Annotated in this window: 26 protein-coding genes; 18 read left to right on the top strand and 8 right to left on the bottom strand. The window is 48.0% G+C overall.

From position 1 onward, the window contains the following. Nucleotides 1–326: 326 nt before the first annotated feature. The 9 genes from ACYVAM_RS06600 (at nt 327) to ACYVAM_RS06640 (ending at nt 6,051) form a co-directional block, all read left to right on the top strand. A complete protein-coding gene (locus ACYVAM_RS06600; RefSeq protein WP_461065146.1) occupies nt 327–971 on the top strand; it encodes an Abi-alpha family protein in 645 nt (214 codons plus the stop codon). A 363-nt stretch (nt 972–1,334) separates the two neighbouring features. Beyond that, a complete protein-coding gene (locus ACYVAM_RS06605; RefSeq protein WP_461065148.1) occupies nt 1,335–2,174 on the top strand; it encodes an abortive infection family protein in 840 nt (279 codons plus the stop codon). A gap of 343 nt (nt 2,175–2,517) precedes the next feature. Next, nucleotides 2,518–2,790 carry a hypothetical protein gene (locus ACYVAM_RS06610; RefSeq protein WP_461065150.1) on the top strand — a complete coding sequence of 91 codons (273 nt, stop codon included), beginning with the start codon at nt 2,518–2,520 and terminating at the stop codon, nt 2,788–2,790. A 321-nt stretch (nt 2,791–3,111) separates the two neighbouring features. Further along, nucleotides 3,112–3,369 carry a hypothetical protein gene (locus ACYVAM_RS06615; RefSeq protein WP_461065152.1) on the top strand — a complete coding sequence of 86 codons (258 nt, stop codon included), beginning with the start codon at nt 3,112–3,114 and terminating at the stop codon, nt 3,367–3,369. Between the two features lie 218 nt (nt 3,370–3,587). After that, the gene (locus ACYVAM_RS06620; protein WP_461065154.1) at nt 3,588–3,932 is read left to right on the top strand and encodes a low molecular weight protein tyrosine phosphatase family protein; all 345 of its coding nucleotides are present in this window, start codon (nt 3,588–3,590) and stop codon (nt 3,930–3,932) included. Between the two features lie 108 nt (nt 3,933–4,040). Continuing rightward, complete coding sequence (locus tag ACYVAM_RS06625; protein WP_461065156.1) at nt 4,041–4,424, top strand: RidA family protein; 384 nt, start codon at nt 4,041–4,043, stop codon at nt 4,422–4,424. A 248-nt stretch (nt 4,425–4,672) separates the two neighbouring features. After that, nucleotides 4,673–5,092 (top strand): DUF3592 domain-containing protein, encoded by a 420-nt coding sequence (locus ACYVAM_RS06630; protein ID WP_461065158.1) that lies wholly within the window; start codon nt 4,673–4,675, stop codon nt 5,090–5,092. A gap of 54 nt (nt 5,093–5,146) precedes the next feature. Then, nucleotides 5,147–5,599, top strand: a complete 453-nt coding sequence (locus tag ACYVAM_RS06635) for a lipocalin-like domain-containing protein (protein WP_461065160.1) — start codon at nt 5,147–5,149, stop codon at nt 5,597–5,599. A 14-nt stretch (nt 5,600–5,613) separates the two neighbouring features. Continuing rightward, on the top strand, nt 5,614–6,051 hold the full coding sequence (locus tag ACYVAM_RS06640) for a PH domain-containing protein (protein ID WP_461065162.1): 438 nt from the start codon (nt 5,614–5,616) through the stop codon (nt 6,049–6,051). A 69-nt stretch (nt 6,052–6,120) separates the two neighbouring features. On the opposite strand, the gene ACYVAM_RS06645 is transcribed toward ACYVAM_RS06640, so the two are convergent. The 3 genes from ACYVAM_RS06645 to ACYVAM_RS06655 form a co-directional block, all read right to left on the bottom strand. Continuing rightward, nucleotides 6,121–6,696, bottom strand: a complete 576-nt coding sequence (locus ACYVAM_RS06645; protein WP_461065164.1) for a DUF2911 domain-containing protein — start codon at nt 6,694–6,696, stop codon at nt 6,121–6,123. A 33-nt stretch (nt 6,697–6,729) separates the two neighbouring features. Continuing rightward, nucleotides 6,730–8,583: a glutamine--fructose-6-phosphate transaminase (isomerizing) gene (gene glmS, locus ACYVAM_RS06650; protein WP_461065166.1), complete on the bottom strand. Its 1,854-nt coding sequence runs from the start codon at nt 8,581–8,583 to the stop codon at nt 6,730–6,732. A 204-nt stretch (nt 8,584–8,787) separates the two neighbouring features. Beyond that, nucleotides 8,788–9,594, bottom strand: coding sequence for a glycogen/starch synthase (locus ACYVAM_RS06655; RefSeq protein ID WP_046577411.1), 807 nt, complete (start codon nt 9,592–9,594; stop codon nt 8,788–8,790). 140 nt (nt 9,595–9,734) lie between these two features. Here ACYVAM_RS06655 and panC point away from each other — a divergent pair, with 140 nt between their 5' ends. Next, on the top strand, nt 9,735–10,574 hold the full coding sequence (gene panC / locus ACYVAM_RS06660; protein ID WP_461065168.1) for a pantoate--beta-alanine ligase: 840 nt from the start codon (nt 9,735–9,737) through the stop codon (nt 10,572–10,574). Between the two features lie 39 nt (nt 10,575–10,613). Here the strand turns inward: panC and ACYVAM_RS06665 are convergent, their stop codons facing one another. Both ACYVAM_RS06665 and ACYVAM_RS06670 read right to left on the bottom strand, forming a co-directional pair. Then, nucleotides 10,614–11,684, bottom strand: coding sequence for a M20/M25/M40 family metallo-hydrolase (locus ACYVAM_RS06665; protein ID WP_461065170.1), 1,071 nt, complete (start codon nt 11,682–11,684; stop codon nt 10,614–10,616). 24 nt (nt 11,685–11,708) lie between these two features. Further along, nucleotides 11,709–12,440: a M15 family metallopeptidase gene (locus tag ACYVAM_RS06670; protein ID WP_461065172.1), complete on the bottom strand. Its 732-nt coding sequence runs from the start codon at nt 12,438–12,440 to the stop codon at nt 11,709–11,711. A gap of 51 nt (nt 12,441–12,491) precedes the next feature. Between ACYVAM_RS06670 and ACYVAM_RS06675 the strand changes: the two genes are divergently transcribed. Both ACYVAM_RS06675 and ACYVAM_RS06680 read left to right on the top strand, forming a co-directional pair. Then, complete coding sequence (locus tag ACYVAM_RS06675; protein WP_461065174.1) at nt 12,492–13,727, top strand: nucleoside recognition domain-containing protein; 1,236 nt, start codon at nt 12,492–12,494, stop codon at nt 13,725–13,727. Nucleotides 13,728–13,802: 75 nt separating this feature from the next. Continuing rightward, the gene (locus ACYVAM_RS06680) at nt 13,803–13,976 is read left to right on the top strand and encodes a hypothetical protein (protein WP_461065176.1); all 174 of its coding nucleotides are present in this window, start codon (nt 13,803–13,805) and stop codon (nt 13,974–13,976) included. 13 nt (nt 13,977–13,989) lie between these two features. Here ACYVAM_RS06680 and ACYVAM_RS06685 read toward each other — a convergent pair whose 3' ends face one another. Next, nucleotides 13,990–14,649, bottom strand: coding sequence for a DUF1345 domain-containing protein (locus ACYVAM_RS06685; protein WP_461065178.1), 660 nt, complete (start codon nt 14,647–14,649; stop codon nt 13,990–13,992). Between the two features lie 115 nt (nt 14,650–14,764). On the opposite strand from ACYVAM_RS06685, the gene ACYVAM_RS06690 reads away from it, so the two are divergent. Beyond that, the gene (locus ACYVAM_RS06690; RefSeq protein ID WP_461065180.1) at nt 14,765–15,784 is read left to right on the top strand and encodes a hypothetical protein; all 1,020 of its coding nucleotides are present in this window, start codon (nt 14,765–14,767) and stop codon (nt 15,782–15,784) included. Between the two features lie 166 nt (nt 15,785–15,950). After that, the gene (locus ACYVAM_RS06695; RefSeq protein ID WP_461065182.1) at nt 15,951–19,400 is read left to right on the top strand and encodes a pyruvate carboxylase; all 3,450 of its coding nucleotides are present in this window, start codon (nt 15,951–15,953) and stop codon (nt 19,398–19,400) included. Nucleotides 19,401–19,453: 53 nt separating this feature from the next. Here the strand turns inward: ACYVAM_RS06695 and ACYVAM_RS06700 are convergent, their stop codons facing one another. Beyond that, a complete protein-coding gene (locus tag ACYVAM_RS06700; RefSeq protein WP_461065184.1) occupies nt 19,454–20,173 on the bottom strand; it encodes a sterol desaturase family protein in 720 nt (239 codons plus the stop codon). Between the two features lie 69 nt (nt 20,174–20,242). Next, nucleotides 20,243–20,824, bottom strand: a complete 582-nt coding sequence (locus tag ACYVAM_RS06705; RefSeq protein WP_461065186.1) for a Crp/Fnr family transcriptional regulator — start codon at nt 20,822–20,824, stop codon at nt 20,243–20,245. A gap of 129 nt (nt 20,825–20,953) precedes the next feature. Between ACYVAM_RS06705 and ACYVAM_RS06710 the strand changes: the two genes are divergently transcribed. The 4 genes from ACYVAM_RS06710 to rpsG all read left to right on the top strand — a co-directional run bounded on the left by ACYVAM_RS06710 (nt 20,954) and on the right by rpsG (nt 22,864). Next, nucleotides 20,954–21,295, top strand: a complete 342-nt coding sequence (locus tag ACYVAM_RS06710) for a DUF4870 domain-containing protein (protein WP_461065188.1) — start codon at nt 20,954–20,956, stop codon at nt 21,293–21,295. 48 nt (nt 21,296–21,343) lie between these two features. Then, entirely contained in the window at nt 21,344–21,664 is a 321-nt protein-coding gene (locus tag ACYVAM_RS06715) for a DUF3467 domain-containing protein (protein ID WP_460937287.1), read from the top strand. Nucleotides 21,665–21,843: 179 nt separating this feature from the next. Continuing rightward, complete coding sequence (gene rpsL, locus ACYVAM_RS06720) at nt 21,844–22,272, top strand: 30S ribosomal protein S12 (protein ID WP_046577394.1); 429 nt, start codon at nt 21,844–21,846, stop codon at nt 22,270–22,272. Between the two features lie 124 nt (nt 22,273–22,396). Further along, nucleotides 22,397–22,864, top strand: coding sequence for a 30S ribosomal protein S7 (gene rpsG / locus ACYVAM_RS06725; RefSeq protein WP_012928933.1), 468 nt, complete (start codon nt 22,397–22,399; stop codon nt 22,862–22,864). The last annotated feature ends 89 nt before the right edge of the window (nt 22,865–22,953 follow it).

The following is a 22,953-nucleotide window of genomic DNA, read 5'->3' on the forward strand; positions in this document are numbered from 1 at the left end:
TTTTAGTTCCGCGACTTTGCGTACAATACTATGTTGGGTGATGCCAACAAGCCAGCGATTCAAAGTCCAGCATCCGGTCGACAAGCCGACTGGCTCGAATGAGGGTTTTAAACGTCCATTTCGAGCGGGTCTGCGACACAAGAAACGCGCCGATTAAGCGGCTATTAGCTCATTGGGCGGCTCCTGTTGACAAAATAACCGCCCAATGAGTCAAGCTTTAACAGGCGGGGTATCTTCCGGCGACATGACTCTTGGCCATGTGTAGCAAAATAGCATTACCTATTCGGCTTAAAATTTAGTATATTTACCATAATCGATTAACATCAATGCAAGAGAAGCAAGGATTAACTAAAGTTGATATCTCTTCGACTGCCATTGAAAAGGGTCTTGATATTGCAAAAGAGTTTTTGCAAAAATTAGTCCAACCTTCAGTAGAAGAACTTGGCCTTCTAGTTAGCGATCAGATAAAGTATTGGAGATTTAAAAACCAATTAAATACTGTTCTCAAAGCTCAAAAATATATTGAAGAGAAAAAGATTAATGTAAAACAAATACCATTGAAAATATTAACTCCTTTACTAGAATCTGCATCTTTGGAAGAAGATGAAAAGTTACAAGATAAGTGGGCTGCCCTTTTAGCAAATTCTGCTAGTTCGACAGCAGTTAGATTATCCAATATTTATTCTTTTATCCTTTCTCAGATAACTTACGAAGAGGCTACTTTTTTAGAACATATTGCGGAATTCAGAAGTGAAGATATTAGAAGAGCAAGGAGAAGTTTCTATTTATCTGAGGCTGAGATAGCAAATATAGTTCGTTTGGGTTTAGTTAAGTATGGATTGCCCCAAGTGTATGTTGTAGCAAGAACTGGATATTACGACTCACAGGAAATTTCTAATCTAGAAGAGAGTGAAGAACTATTCATAACGCAGTTAGGCCTTGACTTCATTCAAATGTGTACGTTGAGGTAAGGATTTGTTAGTATTGATCGCTCTATATGATCAGGCTTCCGCTGACAAGATGCACGTCCTGAAGGATACTTCGTAGCCCAACCTGGCGAGGGTGTAAAGGTTGACACTACGTCTGTTGTCTTGAGTGGTGTTCAAATCCATCAGCCCTCGGGGTCGTTGGGTGGTGCGCTAAAAGCAGTGCGTGTTTGCCAGGTCACCTGTGACAAGGCGCACTTTCCGACAGTCAGGCTTTATGACTTCTATTTCGGGGTTTCTGCTGACAGAGAGAATGCTCCGTAATTCGGGCTTTGATAGATTAGGCTGGTTTCGGTCGACAGGACAGCACCTGACAGGTATGGCTGAAACAAGATTTTACGAACACATATGGCTAAAATTAATTACCGTGATAAGCAAGATTTAGAGAAGCTTCTACAAATGGGCGGTGGATATGTTTTGGATTTTAGTGACACCACCTTTAGGAGCTTTGTTCATGATGTCGTTGAAAAAGATATAAATGATGAAAAATATGAAGCCGTAGGAACTTCCAAGGCTAACAGACTCAGAACGTTTTGGGAGTTAGAGCCAAATCATGTTGTAGGAAATTTAATATATGAGCTAGTGTTAATCGCAAAGGATAAGCCACAAAAATCTAATAGTCTTTCTGGCTTATCCGAACTACCTCATAAAGATTTAGTTGATAGGTGCCTTAAGGCTGCAAGTACATTAAAGGGTGAATCAGTAGTTGAAGATATTGATGCGATACAGGCAATTAATGCAGACAAGGATTTTAATTCTATAGCGAAATCAATTAGAGAAAGTATAGAAAAAAATGAACCGGAAAATGCCTTAGACCGACTACATACTTACGTTATGAAGTTAATCAGAACCTTATGCGAGCAACACGGTATATTTTTCAGTAAAGAAGAATCTTTGAACGCTGTTTTTGGTAAGTATGTGAAGTATATCAGAACTAATCAGATGATTGAGTCAGAGATGGCAGAGAAGATTCTAATATATTCGATTTCTATAATTCAATCTTTCAATGATATTAGAAACAACAGGAGCTTTGCACATGACAATCCTGTGTTGAACTATGACGAAAGTATTCTAATATTTAATAATGTTACAAACATGGTTAAATTTATTAACAAGATTGAAGATAAGATTCCTAAAACTAAAGATTATGAGAGCACTAAATCAAGTTGGGAAGAACTACCTTTTTAGATAGCTCAACATGGTAAGTTGCCTTGCGACAAGCCACACGTCCCGAAGCAAGCGGGTCAGCCCAATCAAACAGGGGTGTAAAGGTTGGAAGTGATTTGTGTTCAGGCACGTAGCGTTATCGACCATCAACCCCTGTGGGTGTTGGGTGGCGGGTCCAAAATGAGGGTCAAGGGCGGTTTATCTGCGACAGGCCGCACGTCTCATTAGCAAATTTAGTGTCGAATTTCCGGGTTCTGGCTGACAGTGGAAACGCTTGAGTTGAGCAATTTAGGTTTAAAAGGCAGGCTACGAGCGACATAAGTAATAGCCTCGCAATACATATTTTAACAATCTGTAATGGGCTATGAGACAGTCAACATTCCTGAGATATACAGTCAAAATGATCCCCATATTTGCGGTGGGATTTGCCATTTTTTTTCTATCCAGTACTTGGCAAACATTGGTTGATGCCTTTAATCACCCGCCCATTATTTTGAAAGGCTTAGGCGGAGTAAGATTATCTCTGTTCGTTGTCGAGGTTTCGGTCATCTTGACCAGCTCGATTGTGGTAAGTATAGGTGTATCGTTTGCGCTTTGGATGCTTTCTCAAGAAAAGCTAAAAGTTAAGCAAAACTAAAACTCTCCGCTTGGGTCAGCTTTCCGTCGACAAGAAGCCCGTTCCCAGGGAAAGACAGCAGTCCAACATGATGAGTGTGTAAAGGTTTAGGTGCGTGTGTTCAGTTTGATTGTGTACCCAAATCAACTCTCATTGGTGTTAGGTAAATAACAAAAAGCAACGCATGTTTGCCAGCCTCTTGGCGAAGGGCCGCCCGGGGTAAAGGCAGGTTACGGCTGACACAGGAAACGTTCCGAATAGGCAAGGCTGAGCTTCCATGTCAACCTCTGAGTGCCACAATAATGACCTGATGTAGTCAATTTCCTTACCCTACTTATCATTATGCTTTCAAATAAAGACTATTCCATGATGACACTTGACGAATTAGTGGCAGAAGAGAAAAAAATAAAATCACAAAAAATTCTAATGGCTCTGTTCATAGGTGCGTTGGTTGGCATTGCTGTTTGGTCGGCTACACATAAAGGAAGTGTGTTTCTTACTTTTGGTCTGCTGCTTTCTGGTTTGCTGGTTGGTTCAAGGTATTCAAAAACACTAAAAAACATTCAGGCGGAAATAAGTCGCAGGGATACTATTAATTAATTTGCTTCGTGCTGCCATTCTTCCCGGTAACAGGGAGCCCGTTCCGAAGTCAGGCGTTGGCGCTAGTCCGAAGGATGTCAGGGTGGGTCGCCTACGACGGCGTAGCAAGAGGTAAAGTAGGCCGTTACTCCGGGAAGGGTTTCGTGTGATATAATAAACGACTTAATCAGGCGGCTTATAAGCGACAAATTGAGCGTCTGTATGTCTATACAAAAAGAATGATTCAACGACCTAATATACTTGTCGTTTGTGGACGCAATAAAAAGCGAAGCAGAACCGCAGAGCACATTTTTAAAAATGACGATCGTTTCAACATCCGTTCGGCTGGCCTCAGTCCACAAAGTGACCACAAGATTACAGAAAATGACTTGAATTGGGCAGATTTAGTCTTTGTTATGAATGCGGGACAACGAGCCAGAATTTGGGAGCACTTCAGGCATTTGGAGCAGCCTCCGATCGAGGTGTTGGATATTCCTGATGACTACGAATTCATGGATGAGGAGTTAATCGATCTGTTGTCAGACCGCATGAATAGTAGACTAAGCATCGTATACAAGTTTTAATTGACAGAATAAAGGCCGAAAGTAGATAAACCGAGACGGGTTTAATGAGCGGGTTGCTATTATCATACGGAATACCTGAACGAGTACTCACTTTTAAATTCCTTACCAATGGCTGATAAAACCAATTTCAACACCACTAAAGTGGCGAGAATGTCTCAGGCTTTTCCGCAGGCAGTTATAGCCGACAAGCTTATTTTCCTTTCGGGAATGCCAGGGCTTGATCCGGCTACAGGCCTGATTGTTTCGGATGATTTTGAGGATCAGACAAGGCAATGCTTTCTAAATATTAAAACGGTATTGAACGAAGCGGGTAGTAGTTTAGAAAAAATTATAAAGACCACCGTCTTTATGGTTGCCGGAAATGACTTTAGTATAATCAATAAAGTTTATCAGGAATTCTTTCCCGAAAATCCGCCAGCCCGGAGCACGCCCCAGGTCATGCCCTTTCCGGCTGGTATTCTCATTTCTGTTGAATGCGTTGCGCTCAAGTAAGATAGTGAACCGGGCCAGTCTAGTCTATCATTATCCTGCATACGTATTATCTTGACCGTTCGATAAGTGCAGGTCCAGGTAAGCGATATGTCGAAGAACAGCAACCCATCAAATGCCTTATCTTAGAGCGGAATAAGCTAACGGAAAACCAAGTGGCTGGACGTCTTGATTAACTCTACCCACAACTGACTTCTGTAGGTAGGGCACAAGCCAGTTAGTTTAGTAAATGGGCCTTAAACGCAAATTGAATGGGATACTTAATTACGTTGCTCCTTGGTGTTGCCTGCCTTCTGGGCTCTTTGTATCTGCTCAATGCGTCTATGGAGTTTATTAAAACAGGTAACCGCACCAGTGCGACAGTTAATGAGCTACGACCGGAAAGAGGAAAAAAAGGGAGATACACCTACAGGCCTATTTTTAAATTTGTTACGATCACCGGTAAAGAAATAAAGTATGCATACAGCGTAGCAAGCTCTCCACCAGATTGGGCAGTAGGCGACAAAGCGACGCTTATCTACCAAACGAACGACCCCGAAAATGCGCTCGTGTTAACGTATTTTGGCGCTTTTCAGTGGGCCATTATTTTACTAGCCATTGCGGCCCCACTACTTATCATTGGAGGTGGCTATTTTGTGTTTGGCCTTTACGCGAAGCAATTTTTGGTATAAGTCATTGATGAAATCGACCCATTCACTTAACTTAAATTGACCAGAAAATAAACGATGAACTGTAAACCGTTACCTTTTCTAATTGCGAGTCTGGTTGCGTTGTATGGGTGCCAGTCAAAAGAAACATCCAGCCCAATCGTCGGAACCTGGGAGCTGGTTTCGGCCACCACAACGGAAAAAGATACGTCGTTTTCGACCTTCGATCCGACCCACAAAATGATCAAGATTATCAATGCAGACCATTTCTCGTTTCTGAATCACAAACTCAGACCGGGAAACGATTCGTCCGCCAATGAGTTCAGCGGAGGGGGCGGGAAATATACCTTAACCGATAGCGTCTACACCGAGCACCTGGATTATTTTACCGATAAGCAGTGGGAGGGCAACACCTTCAAATTCGTGGTTAAGGTGGCCAACGACACGTTAACTCAGAAAGGCGTTGAAAAGCTTGACAAACTCGGTATCGACCGGGTTATTGTTGAAAAATACAAACGGGTTACTGACTAGTTCTGGTTAACAGAATGACAACGTATAAATCAAAAATCGGACTTGAATTGGCCATCCCGCTTTTCCTGATTCTGGGCGGGACAGGCGCCCTGATGATTTATAATCGAGTTTGGCCCGGCTTATTCATTATAATCAGCGTCTCGCTGTTTATTGCTCATTTGTTTTTGACGACATATTACCAGATCGACGGACAAATGCTGATTATTCGCAGTGGATTTCTGTTCAGTAAGTCGCTCAATATCAGTACAATTAAGGGGATTGACGAGACTCGTAATCCGCAGAGTTCACCCGCAACGTCGATCGATAGACTTGAGATCCGGTACAATAAATTCGATAGTGTGCTTGTTTCGCCGAAGGATAAAACAGCCTTTATCCATGCATTGACCATGTTAAACCCCGCTATTGTCGTTCGATTAAAAAAAGAGAAGCAGGAGACTCATTATCAACAATAAAAAAGTCATGTAAAGCCGGTTAATTGTAACCGGCTTTACATGACTTTTTACGCCACTACGAATTCATATTTACTGCAATGAAATGGGCACCGCCACTACGGTTGTGTCCCAGCCCATGTACATGGTCGTCGTTTTGGCATCTTTCTTGGCGAACTGGATCGAGAAGTTTTCAAGTGGGGTTTCGGCCTTCTGCACCGGCACCGTTACCCGCGCTACATCCAGGGCCGGATTGTAGCTGTAAGCACCCCACTGATCAACATCAGAGCTGATGATGATCGTCCAGTCTTTTTCGGTTGGGATGGTCAGCAGGGCGTAGCTTCCGGCCGGTATTTTTTTGCCACCAATCGTCACATCCTGGTAAAACTTGATCTCCGGTGCTTCATTGGCACCCGCCCGCCACACTTTGTCGAACGGAACCAGCTTGCCAAAAATCTCCCGGCCATTTTTTGCCGGTCGGTTGTAGATGATTCGAACCATGGCCTTATCGGAGCCAATTTTGGCGGGGGCAAATTTCCGGTCATGGGCATAATCGTCCGGGTAATAGGCCATGTCCATGGGCGTCTTGTCGAGGCCTCTGAAGGTTTGGGCGTTCGTTGCGCCGATCGTCAGGCAAAATAGACCGAAAAGTAAGGCTGCTTTCTTCATGCTATAGTAAAATGAATAGTGAGTTTATACGACTTATTCGACGGTTACGGATTTAGCCAGATTCCGGGGCTGGTCCACATTACGCCCGCGCATGACGGCAATGTCGTAGGCCAGCAGTTGCAACGGAACGACCGACACCAGCGGCACAAGAATCTCGTGGACTTTAGGGATTTCAATGGTGAAATCGACCATGCCGGGCAGGTGTGTATCGCCCTCGGTGGTAATGGCAATGACGCGGCCTTTGCGGGCTTTCACTTCCTGAATATTCGACACTACTTTTTCGTAAGAGCTGTCTTTCGTAGCAATCACCACGACGGGCATATCCTCGTCGATGAGGGCAATGGGGCCGTGTTTCATTTCGGCGGCTGGATAGCCTTCCGCATGGATGTAACTGATTTCCTTCAGCTTCAGCGCCCCTTCTAGTGCGACGGGGAAATTCAGGCCCCGGCCCAGATAAATGAAGTTGCGGGCGTAGGTGAAAATATAAGCGATCTCCTTGATCTTATCGGCCGCCTGTAACACCCGCTCAACCTTCGCCGGAATGTTTTCCAGCTCCGCCAGCAACTGCCGGAACAGGGAGTCGGAAATAGTGCCTTTGCGCTTTGCTGCGGCCAGGGCCATCAACGTTAACACCGTTACCTGGGCCGTAAACGCCTTGGTGCTGGCCACCCCAATCTCGGGTCCGGCGTGGGTAAAGGCACCGGCGTGGGTTGCCCGTGCAATGGAGGAGCCCACGACATTACAAACCCCAAAAATCGTTGCCCCCTTCGACTTGGCCAGTTCAATGGCGGCCAGGGTATCGGCGGTTTCACCCGACTGCGAAATGGCGATCACAATGTCGCCCTCCTTGATGATGGGGTTGCGATACCGAAATTCCGACGCGTATTCCACTTCGACCGGAATGCGGGCCAATTCTTCAAAAATGTATTCGGCTACCAGACCCGCATGCCAGGACGTACCACAGCCAATGATGACGATCCGCTTTGACTTGGCCAGTTTGTCCAGGTAATCCCGCAAACCACCAAGCTGAAGCGTACCGTCGTCGGCTTTGACGCGGCCACGCATGGAGTCGGCAATGGAGCGGGGTTGCTCAAAAATTTCCTTGAGCATAAAATGGTCGAAGCCGCCTTTTTCGATGGCTTCCAGCTCCAGCTCCACTTTGTGGACATAAGGCGTTGTGGTGGTGTTATCGAGCGTCACAACGGTCAATTCGCCATTTTTGATAACGGCTACTTCGTAATCGTTGAGGTAAATAACATCTTTTGTGTATTCGACGATGGGCGTGGCGTCGGATGCCAGAAAAAACTCGTTCTCGCCAACGCCGATAACCAGCGGGGAGCCTTTGCGGGCCGCTATGAGTTGGGTTGGATCGGTTTCGTTCATGATCACGATGGCGTAGGCACCCACAACTTCCTGCAAGGCCAGCCGTACGGCTTCTTCGAGGGTGCCGCCGTGCGACGGTCCGACATTGTTTTCCCAGATATCTTCGATAAACTGGCCCAGCACTTCCGTATCGGTTTCGCTGCTGAAGGTGTGGCCTTTTTTGAGTAATGCCTGCTTGATGGCGGCATAGTTCTCGATAATGCCATTATGGATAATGGCCAGTTTCCGATGGAAGGAGTAGTGCGGGTGGGCGTTCACATCGTTGGGTTCGCCGTGGGTAGCCCAGCGGGTATGTCCCATGCCGATGGTGGAATGAACGTCTTTACCCGCCAGTTCCTGCTCCAGAGCGGCCACTTTCCCTTTTTTCTTGAATACGGTTAAGCCATGGGCATTCATTAACGCCACACCGGCACTGTCGTAGCCCCGATATTCGAGCCGTTTCAGCCCTTTTAGTACTAATGGACACGCTTCCCGGTATCCTACATAAGCGACAATACCACACATAACTTTGCTGCTACCGGAACGTCGGTGCGTTTATTTATGAATAGAGAAGAAAGTAAAAGACGCCAGTAGCGATCTTGTTTCGGGGGTAAAGTAAACGCAAAAAGCCGGAAATCTCCGGCTTTTTACTGAGTCGTTTGCAGGACTCCATTTTAATAAATTTTAATAAACAGATTCCTTGTCAATGTTGGGCAATGGCCTTGTGTGTTAACCCGCTAATTGCGTATACAGGTTATAATAGCGGTCGGTTACGTCCTCGTCATCGACCGTATCGAATTTGTGTTCCGGGAAATCCGTCAGAATCGCGTTGAGGCTTTCGCTGGTTTCTTCTTCTGCCCGAACAACTGCGTCGGCATACGTAGAACCAATGCGGATAAAGCCTTCAAAATCAGCCGTTTTCAATTCGGCCAGCATTTCATCGTCGATGTCCATCATGCGGGCTTTTTCGATGATATCGCCTTCAAAACGGTGCTCGAACGAGTTGTTATACACGGTAAAAACAGACTTGGTGTCCTTGAACATCGGGTCGTTTTTGTAGGTTGTCTTTAGGTACAGCGGGATCAGGGCTGTCATCCAGTCATTGCAGTGAACGATATCGGGTGCCCATCCTAGTTTCTTAACTGTTTCCAGAACACCTTTGCAGAAGAAAATCGCCCGCTCGTCGTTGTCGTCGTAGAATCGGTTTTCTTTGTCATGGAAAACATACTTTCGTTGAAAATAGTCTTCATTATCAATAAAGTACACTTGCAATTTAGCCGTTGGGATTGACGCAACCTTGATAATCAGCGGTTTTTCATCATCACCTACGGCAATGTTAATCCCCGACAACCGTACCACTTCGTGCAACCGGTTTTTACGCTCGTTGATGAGACCGAAGCGAGGCACCAGAATTCTAATCTCCATCCCACGCTCCTGCATGGCCTGCGGCAATTTGCGGACGAAATCAGCGACGTCAGACGTTTTCAGGAAAGGATTGATTTCGCTGGCAACATAAAGGATGCGAAGTTTGCTCATAAGTAGGGAAAGCGTGTGTGTTGTCTGAGTGAACCAAAAAACTTGCAAAATTATACAAATTTTTCCCGTATTTCAATACATTTTGTGCAAAAAAGATGCGGTTGCCGTATCATTGCAACCCCAAAAAAAACTTGTCAGTTATGCATCGTTTCGACACGGTTTCTGCGCTTCGCCACCATCTGAATTCCCTTCGTTCCGAAAAGACGATTGGCTTTGTGCCAACGATGGGTGCTTTGCATGAAGGGCACATTACGCTCATCGATGCGGCTCGCTCAGAAAATGATGTGGTGGTGAGCAGCATCTTCGTCAATCCGACCCAGTTCAATAATCCCGACGATCTGGCCCGGTATCCGCGTACGCTGGAAGACGATTGTCAGAAACTGGCAGCCGCCGGCTGTGATGTCGTTTTTGCGCCTTCTGTGGCGGAAATGTATCCCGAACCCACCACATTGCGGCTCAACTTTGGCGAGTTGGAAACGGTGATGGAAGGCGCTTTCCGGCCGGGACATTTTAATGGAGTAGGTACGGTGGTCGCCAAACTATTCAATATGGTGCAGCCCGATAAGGCGTATTTCGGCCAGAAAGACCTACAGCAGGTGGCCGTTATTCGGCGACTTGTGCGCGATCTGAGTTTCTGTGTCGAGCTGGTTCGGTGCCCAACTATCCGCGAGAGCGATGGGCTGGCTATGTCATCGCGCAATCGCAATCTTACCGACATCGAGCGGGAGCAGGCTACGGCCTTGTTTAAAGCCCTCACGCTGGCCCACGACCTGCTGGTGGAAGGTCATAGCACCACGCAGGCGAAAGCGGCTGTAACGGGCTTTTTTACGGGTAATCCTCATTTCCGGCTGGAGTACGTCGAGATCGTCAATGCCGATACGCTCCAGCTGGCCAGCGAGGTGCTGGCTCCCGGCCAAACGGCCATCTGTCTGGCGGCTCATCTGGGAAATGTGAGGTTGATCGATAACCTGGTGTTTTGAGTCGGAACCGACAAACGCTAGGAAAGCTGCATCAGCTTGTCATTTATCTAAATTCGCTACTCGCCAGGCGGTTTGAAAGACCAGCGTTGCCCGTTTCTGCAAGAGTTCGTAGATGATCTTGTCGGCGGTGTCGGTGGGCTGGTGATAATCGGTATGTTCTCCGTCGGTGAAAAACAGGACAGGTATGCCTACTTTGGCGAAATTGAAATGATCGGAACGATAAAAATACCTCTTTGGGTCTAGTTTGACATCGTAGCCGCCCTGATTCAGGGCTAAGTGAATGGATTGCTGATTGACCGCTTCCGCGATTTTTTGAAGCTCATTGTCCTGATTGCCGTTGATTAAATAACAGTAGTCCGGTTTCTTCCGATGGTCGTAGTCGATCCGACCCACCATGTCTATATTAAGATCGCACACGACTTGTTCCAACGGAAGAGGGCTATTTTTGACAAAGTACTGCGATCCAACCAGTCCACCTTCTTCTCCCGAAAACAGGACGAACAGAATGGTTCTGCGTGGCCTGATGCCCAGTTGAGCCAAACTATCGAACACTGCTGCCACACTCAAAACAGCAGCGGTACCGGATGCATTGTCATCGGCTCCATGAAAAACCTTTTTCCCAACGTGTCCCAGGTGATCGTAGTGAGCAGATATCACGACCACATCCTGTTTTAAATCGGTGCCGATCAGTGCCCCGGCTATATTGTCACCAAATAGGACATCGGTACTGTCTTTGGCCGTGAGCGGTGGCGCTGATAGTTCATAGCGTTTATACGTGGATGACACGCTTCGGTAAGCTCCAGGAGCACCAAAATTGGTAACTTCAGTAACGGTAAACGGATACGTTTGGCGAAACGAAAATTGGGCTGAATCTATCCGAAATACAGTAGATAAGTGATTTTTTCTAAATGTTTTCGTGCAGTAAAATGCCGCCTGTAGTTGCTCGGTCGTACCGGTTGCGCGGCCCTGCAAACTATCGGAGGCTAAAAAGAAAACGTGCTTTCTAAGCAGGGAGGCCGAAACGGATACGTTCGAAATATCCGGTTGGGCATAACTCGGAATGATGCTGAAAAGCGTGTATAGTAGTATACCAACTAAACCGATCCTCATAACGTAAGTGCTTGATAAAAGCGGTTAGTCAACAATTCGAAACACCATCTTGGCTTTTTCGCGGGAAAGCGCATTGAAGTGCCACCACTCGAATTCAATGGGACTGAATCCGCCCTGTCGCATGGCGGTGCGCAGAATCTGGCGATTGTCGATTTGTTGCTGGGTTAACTTCCCTGATTTAAGCAGTTCGGTTTCGCGGGATGGATACGCCAGTTCACCGAAAAAGTCATACTTGGTGCCCATGTCGAGGGGCTTGCCGTCCTGGTTCGCTACGGTTAGGTCAACCGCGCAGCCGTAGTTATGAATGGATCCTTTTCGGGGGTCAGCTACGTATTTCTGGCGTTCGTTTTCGGGCAGGTCGGGGAGGGCGTTCCAGAGTTTCCATTGCGCCGAGCGGGGGCGGGCCGCATCGTACACCAGCAGCCGGAGCGTTGGATGATGGGCCTGTAAGTAGTTGCTGGCCTCGGCAAGTTTTTTGGCGGCCATGGGTTGCATATACGCCCGCGTCAGGTCGCCATAGACATCTTTGCCAACGAAATTGTCCGTTGTCGAATACTTGAGCTCGACCAGAATGGATGGATCGACTTTCTGCACATCGACCAGGCCCTGTTTTACCATATCCTGTTCGAAGGATTGGGCTTTGAGGGTTGTTACGCAGAGAGATATAAAGAAAATCAAGAGATAGCTCCCTATTCGCTGCGCATCTTTGTTGGTCTCGGAGAATCGCTGTGTCACAATTTTTTTACGGTTCATCATAACGCAAATAACGCCAAAACGCGCTACTTTGCCTGCTAAACCGCCCGTAACATGGCCTTAAATTACATTTGGGTTGCCTTTTTTGTGATTGCTTTTCTGGTGGCACTGGCCAAGCTGATCTTTCTGGGCGATACCGAAATCTTTAAACTTATTGTCGAAGGCCTGTTCGATTCGTCGAAGATCGCCGTCATGGATATCGCCTTGCCGCTGGCAGGGGTCATGACGTTTTTTCTGGGTTTACTAAACATTGGAGAGAAAGCCGGAGCTATTAATTTCCTGGCACGCATCATTGGCCCGTTCTTTCATAAACTCTTTCCGGAAGTGCCCGCAAATCACCCCGCGAATGGGCAGATGATTATGAATTTTTCGGCCAATATGCTTGGGCTGGATAATGCCGCAACGCCATTTGGGTTAAAAGCGATGGCCAGTTTGCAGGAGTTGAACCCGACCAAAGAGACGGCTTCCAATGCGCAGATTATGTTTCTGGTGCTGCATACATCGGGCCTGACCATTATTCCACTCAGCATCATGGCCCAACGGGCTATTCTGGGGGCTAAAGATCCGTCGGATATTTTCATCCCCTGCCTGATTGCTACCTACGTGGCCACCGTGGTGAGTATGGTTGCCGTGGCCCTGAAACAGCGGATCAATCTGATAAACAGTACAGTGTTGGGCTGGTTGGGCGGTATCACCAGCCTGATCGCTCTGGTGCTGTGGTTTCTGTCGACCAAGACAAAAGAAGAAATTGAAGTTATCTCGAAAGTAAGCGGCAACCTGATTCTGATGCTGATTGTGGTTTCGTTTCTGCTCGGTGCGATACGCAAGAAAGTAGACATTTTCGACGCCTTTATCGAAGGGGCCAAAGGTGGCTTCGAGACATCTGTACGCATTATTCCGTACCTGGTCGGCATGCTGGTTGCCATTGGTGCCTTCAGAAATTCGGGTGCCATGGATTACGTAGTCGACGGGCTGAAATATGTATTTAGCCTGACCGGGATGAACACCGAATTTACGGATGCCTTGCCAGTGGCTCTGATGCGCCCGCTGAGTGGTTCAGCGTCGCGTGCCCTGATGATCGATGCCATGAAACAATTTGGTCCCGATTCGTTTGTCGGTCGGCTGGCCTGTATGTTTCAGGGGGCCGCCGAAACGACATTTTATATTGTCGCCCTCTACTTCGGTTCGGTCGGCATTCGCCATTCGCGCTACGCGATTCCATTTGGGCTATTTGCTGATCTGATGGGCGTCATTGCCGGCATTGCCCTGGGATATTTCTTCTTTCACTGAGCAAAAAACATCAGAAACGTGTTAGTTACTTAGCTAGCTAACGCAACAAACGAACCGCTTCGGCGGACTAACCGAATGAACATTAATCAGGTACGGGAAAAACTTCATCTGCTGATCGACGAGGTTGACGACATCTATGTGCTGAACGGTTTATACCGCAACTTACTATCCGACAAACAACAGCGCGAAGCGTACGAAAAAGAGCAACAGGAAAAAGCCAGAAAGCAGGGGCGGCCGGGTCAACGTTAACGTAGTAAGTTACCTAGGAAAGGCCGCCCACGGTCAGGGCAATAATGATCGCGTTGAACCCAAAGGATAGCAACCCATGAGCCAAAGCCATTCGGCGTATGCGTTTTGAACTGATCGAAACGTCGGAAACCTGGCTGGTCATCCCAATCACAAACGAGAAATAAGCAAAATCCAGATAGTCGGGTTCCGAATCATCCGGAAAGTCCAGGCCGCCGGGTCTCGTTTTCTGTTTCAGATCGTTGCCATAGTATAAATGGGCGTAGCGAAGTGTAAAAACGGTATGTACCAGAAGCCAGGCACTGGCGATGGCCGAAATGGCTAGTAGCCGGTTTCGCGGCCATTCCGGGCTGCTTTTATCAGTCGAATCCAGCAACACGATGACGGCATAGAGACTGGCTATGGCGGCCACAACCACGAACGCTAGTATGAGGGTCCGACTCGAATCTTCCAGTTGGGACATCTTGGGTAAATCGCGCGGGTGGGCAATGCTGATGCTGATCCACATGAGCACCAGAATCGTTACGGCAAACGAAACCCAGGCAACGGTAAACTGGGCGGATACGGAGAAATTTCCTGGAACAACGATGTAAACAAGGACCGCTACGGCCAGGCCAATCAGTAAGCGATAGTGGGAGTCAAAACGGGCAATCGACTGGATTAGGTTGGTTCTCATTGGTTGGAAAAGGCCGGGCAAAAGGCGAAGTACGTCCTTCGCGGGATACGCCCCAAATTTTCGGTTGTTGATTGCATCGATCGTACCTTTACCGCATTAACGAACGTACGCCATTATGTCGTCTCTACCGGCACAATACCAGGTTGTCCGAATAGGTACCGGAACCGAACCTCTTTCCAAATCGCAGAAAGAATTTAACCGGTTAACCCAAAAAATTGAACAGCTTACAACTGAACTGCACGAACTGCGTGGCGTTTCGGAACATATTCAGCAACGGGTTCAAGCCGACTATCACCCGCTGATCGATCAATACAGTCGGCTACAGGCCGATTTGGTTCGTCTGTTTGATCGGGCTTATGGAAATGAAGAGACGACAAAAGCGGAGAAAAAGAAGCTGGCCGAATTGATTCGAAGCATGGCCTCAGATCTGATCTCAGTGCACGGAATGGACAGTCTACGGGTCATTTACGACAAGTATACTTCACCGGAATTCAGTAATGAGCAGGAATTAGCCAACAAAGGAGAAGCCTATACTGGTACGAATGACGACGTTGAGGAGTATATACTTCAGCAGGAGGCCGCCGAAGCCGAACGTCAGCGGCAACGGGCTAACCAACCAAAGTCGGCCAAACAACTGGAACGGGAAGCCAAAAAACGGGCCGATGAGCAGAAAACCACGAAAGCCGTCCGGACGCTCTACATGGATCTGGTGAAAGCGTTTCACCCCGATCGTGAGCCCGATGAAGCAGAAAAGCTGCGAAAAACCGAAATTATGCACCGGGTAATAGCCGCTTATGAGAAAAGCGATCTGCTGGCTTTGTTTCGGTTACAACTGGAATTTGAGCGCATCGACCAAACGCACCTGGAAGCCCTTGCCGAAGACCAGCTAACGTATTACAACAAGATTCTGCGGCAGCAGGCGCAGGAACTGGAAACCGATTTGCTGACGCTCCAGAAGCAACTGACGGCCCTAACGGGTAAGTCTACGGTTACTGCAGGTTCACTGGTTGGGTTCGAGTTTAGTCTCAACAGCGACATTGCCCAACTGAAGCGGGATATCAAGCAATCGAAACAGGATTTGAAAGCACTGGCCAGTGTAAGTATCCTGAAGCAGTGGCTGAAAGGTTACCGCTAGCACCAGGTCAGTTGCTTACAGAGCTTAAACTAGTTTCTGCAATATTCCCCGAAAAAACTGTCTTCTCCAATGATTATACCGGGCAGGACGATTTTTTCAAAATTTTCAACAATCTTGCTATGTTATTTGGCAGTCTTATAGCCTGAAGCCGCTTTTGTTGAGAATCATGAAAGAGTATATCCGACCCATTCACCGTTTACTTGTCGCTAACCGGGGCGAAATAGCCATCCGCATCATGCGGGCCGCCACGGAGTTAGGCATCACGACCGTTGCTGTTTACACCTACGAAGATCGGTATTCGCTTCACCGCTATAAGGCTGATGAGGCTTACCAGATTGGGCGCGATGAAGACCCGTTGAAACCTTATCTGGATGTTGAAGGCATTATTTTACTGGCTAAACGGCATAAAATTGATGCTATCCACCCTGGATATGGCTTTTTATCCGAAAATGTAAAACTAGCTACACGGTGTCGTGAAGAGGGGATAATTTTCATCGGCCCCTCGCCCGAAGCCATGGACGCGCTGGGTGACAAAGTGCGGGCGAAAAACCTGGCCACCAAGGCAGGTGTACCCCTCATTCCAGATTCGCGCGAAGAGAATATGTCGCCCGAATTTGCGCTTACTGAAGCGGAGCGGATTGGCTTTCCGATCATGGTGAAAGCAGCGGCTGGTGGCGGTGGACGGGGTATGCGCGTGGTGCGGCAGGCCGAAGAGTTTGAAAAGGCCTTTGCCGAAGCCAAAAACGAAGCCCGGAACGCCTTTGGCGATGATACGATCTTCCTGGAGAAATTCATCGAAGAACCTAAGCATATTGAAGTGCAGTTGCTGGGCGATCAGCACGGAAACATCGTTCACCTCTACGAGCGCGATTGCTCGGTGCAACGGCGGTTTCAGAAGGTCGTTGAAGTAGCACCGTCATTTGGCTTGAAGCAGGAGACGAAAGATAAACTCTATGCATACGCTCTTCAATTAGGTCGGGCCGTTAATTATTCCAATGCCGGAACGGTGGAGTTTCTGGTCGACAAAGCCGAGAATATTTACTTCATCGAGGTGAATCCCCGGATTCAGGTTGAGCATACCATTACGGAAGAAATAACCGGTATCGATATCGTCAGGACGCAGATTCTGATTGCGATGGGCTATCAGCTTTCCGATAATGGAATCTACATAAATCATCAGGATGATGTGCCGCTCAATGGGTACGCCATTCAGTGCCGGATCACGACCGAAGACCCTGCCAATGGCTTCAAACCCGATTTTGGTACCATAACCGCCTACCGCAATGCGGCCGGTTTTGGTATCCGGCTCGACGAAGGCAGTAGCTATGCGGGCATGAAAATTTCGCCCTACTTCGATTCGATGATCGTGAAAGTTTCGGCGCGGGGCCGTACGCTGAAAGGAGCAACCCAACGCTTGACACGGGCATTGGTCGAGTTCCGGATTCGGGGCGTTAAGACCAATATCGGCTTCCTGCTGAACGTCATCAGCAACCCGGTTTTCCAGCGGGGCGAAGCGCGGGTGTCGTTTATTGAAACTCATCCCGAACTGTTCGATTTCCGCAAGCCGCAGGACCGCTCGACACGGGTACTCAACTACCTCGCTGATGTAATCGTAAATGGGAACCCGGAGGTTAAAAAGAAAGATGATAGCAAGGTGTTCAGAACGCCCATTGTGCCGTCGTTCGATGTTTACGGCCAGTATCCGTCGGGCAATCGTGACCGGCTCAAGGAACTGGGACGGGAAAACTTCACCAAGTGGGTAACCGACCAGAAGAGCATACTTTATACGGATACAACGTTTCGGGATGGACACCAGTCGCTGCTGGCAACGCGCGTCCGGACGCAGGATTTACAGAAAGTAGCCGAAGGATTCGCCAAAAATCACCCGGAGCTTTTCTCGATGGAAGTCTGGGGTGGTGCAACCTTCGATGTGGCCATGCGATTCCTGTACGAAAGTCCCTGGAAACGGCTGGAAGCGCTGCGCGAAGCCATGCCGAACATGCTGCTGCAAATGCTGTTTCGAGGTTCCAACGCAGTAGGTTACTCCGCTTATCCGGACAACCTGATTGAGAAATTCGTTGAGAAGTCGTGGGAAACGGGCATCGATGTGTTCCGGATTTTTGACTCGCTCAACTGGATTGAAGCCATGAAGGTGAGTATGCGGGCCGTGCGCGAGCGGACGGATGCCCTTTGCGAAGCGGCTATCTGCTACACGGGGGATATGCTGGACCCGAATCAGAAAAAATACACGCTCCAGTATTACCTGGATATGGCTCGTCAGTTAGAAGACGAAGGCGCCCATCTGCTGGCGATCAAAGATATGGCCGGTCTGCTAAAGCCACTGTCGGCCGAAGTACTGGTTCGGGAGTTGAAGCAGGCAGTGAACATTCCCGTTCACTTACACACGCACGACACACCGGGCATACAGGCCGCGACCTATTTAAAAGCCATCGACGCCGGTGTCGATATTATCGACTGTGCCCTTGGGGCCTTGTCGGGTCTGACATCGCAGCCGAATTTCAACTCGGTTGTTGCCATGATGCAGGGGCACGAACGCGAGTGCAAAGTCAACCTGTCGTCACTGAATGCCTATTCGAACTACTGGGAAGATGTTCGGGAATACTACTACCCATTTGAGTCGGGTATGAAGGCGGGCAGTGCCGAAGTCTATGAGAACGAGATTCCGGGTGGACAGTATTCGAACCTGAAACCACAGTCCATTGCCACGGGGTTGGGCGATAAGTTCGAAACCCTAAAAAAGAATTACTCGGTTGCCAACCAGCTCTTTGGCGATATTGTGAAAGTAACGCCTTCCTCAAAAGTAGTGGGCGATATGGCTATTTTCATGACAGCCAATAACCTCACCGCCAATGACGTATTGACGCGTGGTGAGTCGCTGTCCTTTCCTGAGTCGGTAAAAGATCTCATGAAAGGCATCTTGGGGCAACCCGTTGGTGGGTTTCCGGAGGATATCCAACAGGTCGTGTTAAAAGGTGAACAACCCATTACCGGTCGCCCGAATGAGCATCTGAAGCCCATTGACTTCGACGCTGATTTCAAAGCGTTTCAGGAGAAATACCCGCAATGCGACGGCTTCGTCGATTACCTGTCGTACCAGATGTACCCCAAAGTGTATGATGATTATTACAAGGCCAATGTGCAGTATGGCAATGTCAGCATCATTCCGACGCCCGCTTTTTTCTACGGTCTGAAAGAAAACGAAGAGATTCTGATCAACATCGAAGAGGGCAAAAATATCCTTGTTCGGTTGCTGTTCAAATCGGAGCCGGACGAGTTTGGGATGCGAACGATTACGTTTGAACTGAACGGCCAGAGTCGGCAGGTACAGGTTCGGGACCGGGCCTCGAAGGTGGAAAAAGCCATGAACGCCAAGGTGAGCAAAGCCGGCGATGTGGGGGCGCCTTTGCAGGGTCGGCTAACACGGATACTGGTTAAAGAAGGAGATGTTGTGAAGAAAAACCAGCCGCTCTTCGTCATTGAAGCCATGAAAATGGAAAGCATCGTGGCCGCTTCCAAAGAAGGGAAAGTAGCAAAAGTTGTACTGAAGGAAGCAACGACCGTTGAGCAGGACGACTGCGTGATCGAGCTGGCCTAACGGTTAATAACAAAAAAAGGGATCGATGTTCCAGACATCGATCCCTTTTTTTGTTACTCCCTATGAACGTCTTTAAAGCGTAACATATCACCCAATCGTAATTCCTTTTCTTCATCGAACCCACAGGTCGAGCGAAATTCCCTGGGATTTCGGTAGGTGCCGAACAGCATATCCCACCACACAATGTCGCCGTAGTTGTGCGTGTGTTTTTCATACTCGTGATGAATTCTATGCATTTCGGGGCGCTGAAAAATGTAGCCAACCCATTGGGGCGTTTTGACATTTGTGTGGTAGAAAAATTCGCCTAGCGCCGTACACAGTGTATAAATTGCCCCGGCTTCGGCATTTAGCCCCAGCAATGTGTACACCAGCAAGCTGCCAATGATGGAGTTGACCGTCATTTCGAGAGGGTGTTTGTAGAACGAGGTAATCACTTCCAGGCGTTGCGGACTGTGATGAATCTGGTGAAAATGAGTCCACAGAAAATCAACCTCATGCCGCCACCGATGCCACCAGTAAAAGATAAACGTAGCGATCACATAGGCAATAATGCCACCCGCTACATTTCCTACCTGTACCGAAAGGTGGAAAACAGAATAGGCTGACAGCCATTTTTCCCAGGTGAATCCCGCCACCACTACAATAATCAGTTGCACCAGGTTGATGGCCAGCACGCGAATTGTCCAGGTAGGTACGGCGGGAAGTTTCCAGCCGGGAGTCAGTCGCTCCAGCACAAAGCAAAAGATAAATACGCCAAAAATGATCGGTAACATAGCTGTAAGGGGTTGGTGAATTAATACCCCAAAGCAACCGCTCCAATGTCGCCGAAACATTGACGGATATCAATTTCGCTGTCCCCGCAAGCGACTGAGCGTTTCGGGGGAGATGCCCAGGTGCGAGGCTATGTGTTTGAGTGGTACCCGGCGGAAAATAGCCGGGAAGTCGGTTAACAATTGCTGATAGCGTTCGGGGGCGGTTTGCATGCGAAGGTTTTGGGTACGTAGTTCGCTCAGCACATAATATTTCTCGGTGAGCAATCGACCAATGGCATTGAACTCAGGGAAGTCGCGGTAGAGTTGTTGTAGCTGGGCATAGGTAATGGACCACACAACGCTATCTTCCAGCAACTCGATGTATTCCTGAGCGGGCTGGCGGCTATAAAAACTGACGATAGAAATAATAAAATCATTTTCCCGCATAAACCAGGCCGTTGCCTCGCGTCCGTCGCCCTGACCACCCGATTTCAAGTAATAGCCCCGTACGACGCCTTGCTCAATAAAATAGATTCGGTTAGCGATCTGGCCCGGCTGCAACAGCCAGTGTTTACGGGGTAAGGCTTCCCGTTGGAGGATTTTTTGCAGGGTAGCTTTTACATCCGGTGAGATTGGCCAAAACGCGTCAATAAGCGCTATAAGTTGTTCCATGAGTGTCGAATCGTTGTCGTAACATTGTATTAATCATACTTTTATCGCAACTTACTTTCCTACTTAAACCGCCTTTTTATCATAGAAAATCAGCCGCCATTGCCACCTGTATCACCTGCTCCTGTACCCTTGAGTGAGTCAGATGCCCGTATGTGGGCTATGCTTGCGCACCTGAGTGCCATACCCGGTTCCTTTGTGTTAATTGGCAGCGTGATTGCTCCGCTGGTTATTTGGCAGATTCAAAAAGAGCGGTCGGCTTTTGTGGATTATCATGGCAAAGAAGCCGTTAATTTTCAAATCACGATGGCCATTGCTGCGGCAATATCGTTTCTGCTCATGATTCTTGTCGTTGGGGTATTCCTGCTCTTCATTGTCGGTGTGGTGTGGCTCGTTTTTACTATTATTGCGGCAGTAAAAGCTAATAACGGCGAGTATTACCGATATCCATTAACGTTCCGATTTATAGGATAAACCAACTCCCGTTCTGGCGAATATCCGCTATTGATAACTAGTTTTTGTATGACTCCTCCCCAACAAAATCCTGAAGGTGCTATCGATGTTGAATTGAGCGAAGAGATCGCTGAAGGTGTTTATGCCAATCTGGCGATGATTGCTCACTCGAACAGTGAGTTTATTCTTGATTTTATTCGTCTGATGCCCGGCGTTCCTAAAGCCAAAGTAAAAGCCCGGATCATCCTGACACCCGAACATGCCAAGCGCCTGCTGGAAGCCCTGCGCGAGAATATAAGCCGTTTTGAAGAAGCCTATGGCGGTATCAATGAGCCAAATGAGTTCCGGTTTCCAGGTAGTGGCTTTAGTGGTCCGGTAGGGCAGGCGTAGGTATTTAGGTTTCAAGTTTTCAGTTTGCGGTACACGGTTGGCTAATGCAAAGATTATGCGCGTTAGCCAACCGTGTACCGCAAACTGAAAACTTGAAAACCCTTTGGCATTCAAACAGTTTTCCGTATCTTTGCACCTCAAAATTCGGGAAGACTGTTTTTTCGTAAACAAAACTAAGAATGCCTACTATACAACAACTCGTGCGTAAGGGCCGCGAAAAGCTGATCGACAAGTCAAAGTCGCCAGCTTTGGACTCTTGCCCACAACGTCGGGGCGTGTGTACGCGTGTGTACACAACGACGCCGAAGAAGCCAAACTCGGCGCTTCGGAAAGTTGCCCGGGTTCGTTTGACGAACCAAAAAGAAGTTAACGCCTACATTCCAGGTGAAGGTCACAACCTGCAGGAACACTCCATCGTACTGATTCGTGGTGGTCGTGTAAAAGATCTGCCAGGTGTACGTTATCACATCGTTCGCGGTGCTCTGGATACGGCTGGCGTAAGCGGTCGTCTGCAAAGCCGGTCGAAATATGGTGCTAAACGGCCAAAACCAGGTCAGGCGCCCGTTAAAGGTGGCAAAGGTGCACCACCAGCAAAAAAGAAAAAGTAAGAATGATGTAGGAAGTAGGATGTATTCGTAATGACATACCTCCTATAGCTGACATCATACACCAGGAACTGACTGGATGTTGGAAAGACTGCATCCAGAGTAAGATCAAAAATCTGAAGAAATTATGAGAAAGGCGAAACCGCCCAAGCGTTACGTATTACCCGACCCGAAGTATAAAGAGGTCCTCGTAACCAAATTTGTAAACAACCTGATGTACGAAGGCAAGAAAAGCCTGGCGTATTCCATCTTCTACGACGCCCTCGATGTGGTTGCCAAACGCACCAGCGAGAGTGGCTTAGATACCTGGAAAAAGGCATTGAACAACGTCATGCCATCAGTTGAAGTAAAAAGCCGTCGTGTCGGTGGAGCTACCTTCCAGGTGCCAACTGAAGTACGGGCAGACCGAAAAGTCGCGGTAGGCATGAAATGGCTTATTAAGTATGCTCGTTCACGTGGTGAGAAAACAATGGTAGACCGGTTAGCCGCCGAAATCGTCGCAGCCGCTAAAGGTGAAGGCGCAGCGGTTAAAAAGAAGGATGATACGCACCGTATGGCCGAAGCCAACAAAGCGTTCTCGCACTTCCGGTTCTAAACCAAATACAACTATACTGGCCAAAATCCCGATGGCCATTAACTTTGCAAAAGCTATCCAACATTGGGTAGCTTTTGTTGTTTCTGTGC

The organism is Spirosoma horti, assembly GCF_054776595.1.

What these genes read in the sequence shown, in the direction of transcription:
- ACYVAM_RS06600 (WP_461065146.1), top strand. Translation starts at nt 327, where the DNA reads ATGCAAGAGAAGCAAGGATTAACTAAAGTTGATATCTCTTCGACTGCC.
- ACYVAM_RS06605 (WP_461065148.1), top strand. Translation starts at nt 1,335, where the DNA reads ATGGCTAAAATTAATTACCGTGATAAGCAAGATTTAGAGAAGCTTCTA.
- ACYVAM_RS06610 (WP_461065150.1), top strand. Translation starts at nt 2,518, where the DNA reads ATGAGACAGTCAACATTCCTGAGATATACAGTCAAAATGATCCCCATA.
- ACYVAM_RS06615 (WP_461065152.1), top strand. Translation starts at nt 3,112, where the DNA reads ATGCTTTCAAATAAAGACTATTCCATGATGACACTTGACGAATTAGTG.
- ACYVAM_RS06620 (WP_461065154.1), top strand. Translation starts at nt 3,588, where the DNA reads ATGATTCAACGACCTAATATACTTGTCGTTTGTGGACGCAATAAAAAG.
- ACYVAM_RS06625 (WP_461065156.1), top strand. Translation starts at nt 4,041, where the DNA reads ATGGCTGATAAAACCAATTTCAACACCACTAAAGTGGCGAGAATGTCT.
- ACYVAM_RS06630 (WP_461065158.1), top strand. Translation starts at nt 4,673, where the DNA reads ATGGGATACTTAATTACGTTGCTCCTTGGTGTTGCCTGCCTTCTGGGC.
- ACYVAM_RS06635 (WP_461065160.1), top strand. Translation starts at nt 5,147, where the DNA reads ATGAACTGTAAACCGTTACCTTTTCTAATTGCGAGTCTGGTTGCGTTG.
- ACYVAM_RS06640 (WP_461065162.1), top strand. Translation starts at nt 5,614, where the DNA reads ATGACAACGTATAAATCAAAAATCGGACTTGAATTGGCCATCCCGCTT.
- ACYVAM_RS06645 (WP_461065164.1), bottom strand. Translation starts at nt 6,696, where the DNA reads ATGAAGAAAGCAGCCTTACTTTTCGGTCTATTTTGCCTGACGATCGGC.
- glmS (WP_461065166.1), bottom strand. Translation starts at nt 8,583, where the DNA reads ATGTGTGGTATTGTCGCTTATGTAGGATACCGGGAAGCGTGTCCATTA.
- ACYVAM_RS06655 (WP_046577411.1), bottom strand. Translation starts at nt 9,594, where the DNA reads ATGAGCAAACTTCGCATCCTTTATGTTGCCAGCGAAATCAATCCTTTC.
- panC (WP_461065168.1), top strand. Translation starts at nt 9,735, where the DNA reads ATGCATCGTTTCGACACGGTTTCTGCGCTTCGCCACCATCTGAATTCC.
- ACYVAM_RS06665 (WP_461065170.1), bottom strand. Translation starts at nt 11,684, where the DNA reads ATGAGGATCGGTTTAGTTGGTATACTACTATACACGCTTTTCAGCATC.
- ACYVAM_RS06670 (WP_461065172.1), bottom strand. Translation starts at nt 12,440, where the DNA reads ATGATGAACCGTAAAAAAATTGTGACACAGCGATTCTCCGAGACCAAC.
- ACYVAM_RS06675 (WP_461065174.1), top strand. Translation starts at nt 12,492, where the DNA reads ATGGCCTTAAATTACATTTGGGTTGCCTTTTTTGTGATTGCTTTTCTG.
- ACYVAM_RS06680 (WP_461065176.1), top strand. Translation starts at nt 13,803, where the DNA reads ATGAACATTAATCAGGTACGGGAAAAACTTCATCTGCTGATCGACGAG.
- ACYVAM_RS06685 (WP_461065178.1), bottom strand. Translation starts at nt 14,649, where the DNA reads ATGAGAACCAACCTAATCCAGTCGATTGCCCGTTTTGACTCCCACTAT.
- ACYVAM_RS06690 (WP_461065180.1), top strand. Translation starts at nt 14,765, where the DNA reads ATGTCGTCTCTACCGGCACAATACCAGGTTGTCCGAATAGGTACCGGA.
- ACYVAM_RS06695 (WP_461065182.1), top strand. Translation starts at nt 15,951, where the DNA reads ATGAAAGAGTATATCCGACCCATTCACCGTTTACTTGTCGCTAACCGG.
- ACYVAM_RS06700 (WP_461065184.1), bottom strand. Translation starts at nt 20,173, where the DNA reads ATGTTACCGATCATTTTTGGCGTATTTATCTTTTGCTTTGTGCTGGAG.
- ACYVAM_RS06705 (WP_461065186.1), bottom strand. Translation starts at nt 20,824, where the DNA reads ATGGAACAACTTATAGCGCTTATTGACGCGTTTTGGCCAATCTCACCG.
- ACYVAM_RS06715 (WP_460937287.1), top strand. Translation starts at nt 21,344, where the DNA reads ATGACTCCTCCCCAACAAAATCCTGAAGGTGCTATCGATGTTGAATTG.
- rpsL (WP_046577394.1), top strand. Translation starts at nt 21,844, where the DNA reads ATGCCTACTATACAACAACTCGTGCGTAAGGGCCGCGAAAAGCTGATC.
- rpsG (WP_012928933.1), top strand. Translation starts at nt 22,397, where the DNA reads ATGAGAAAGGCGAAACCGCCCAAGCGTTACGTATTACCCGACCCGAAG.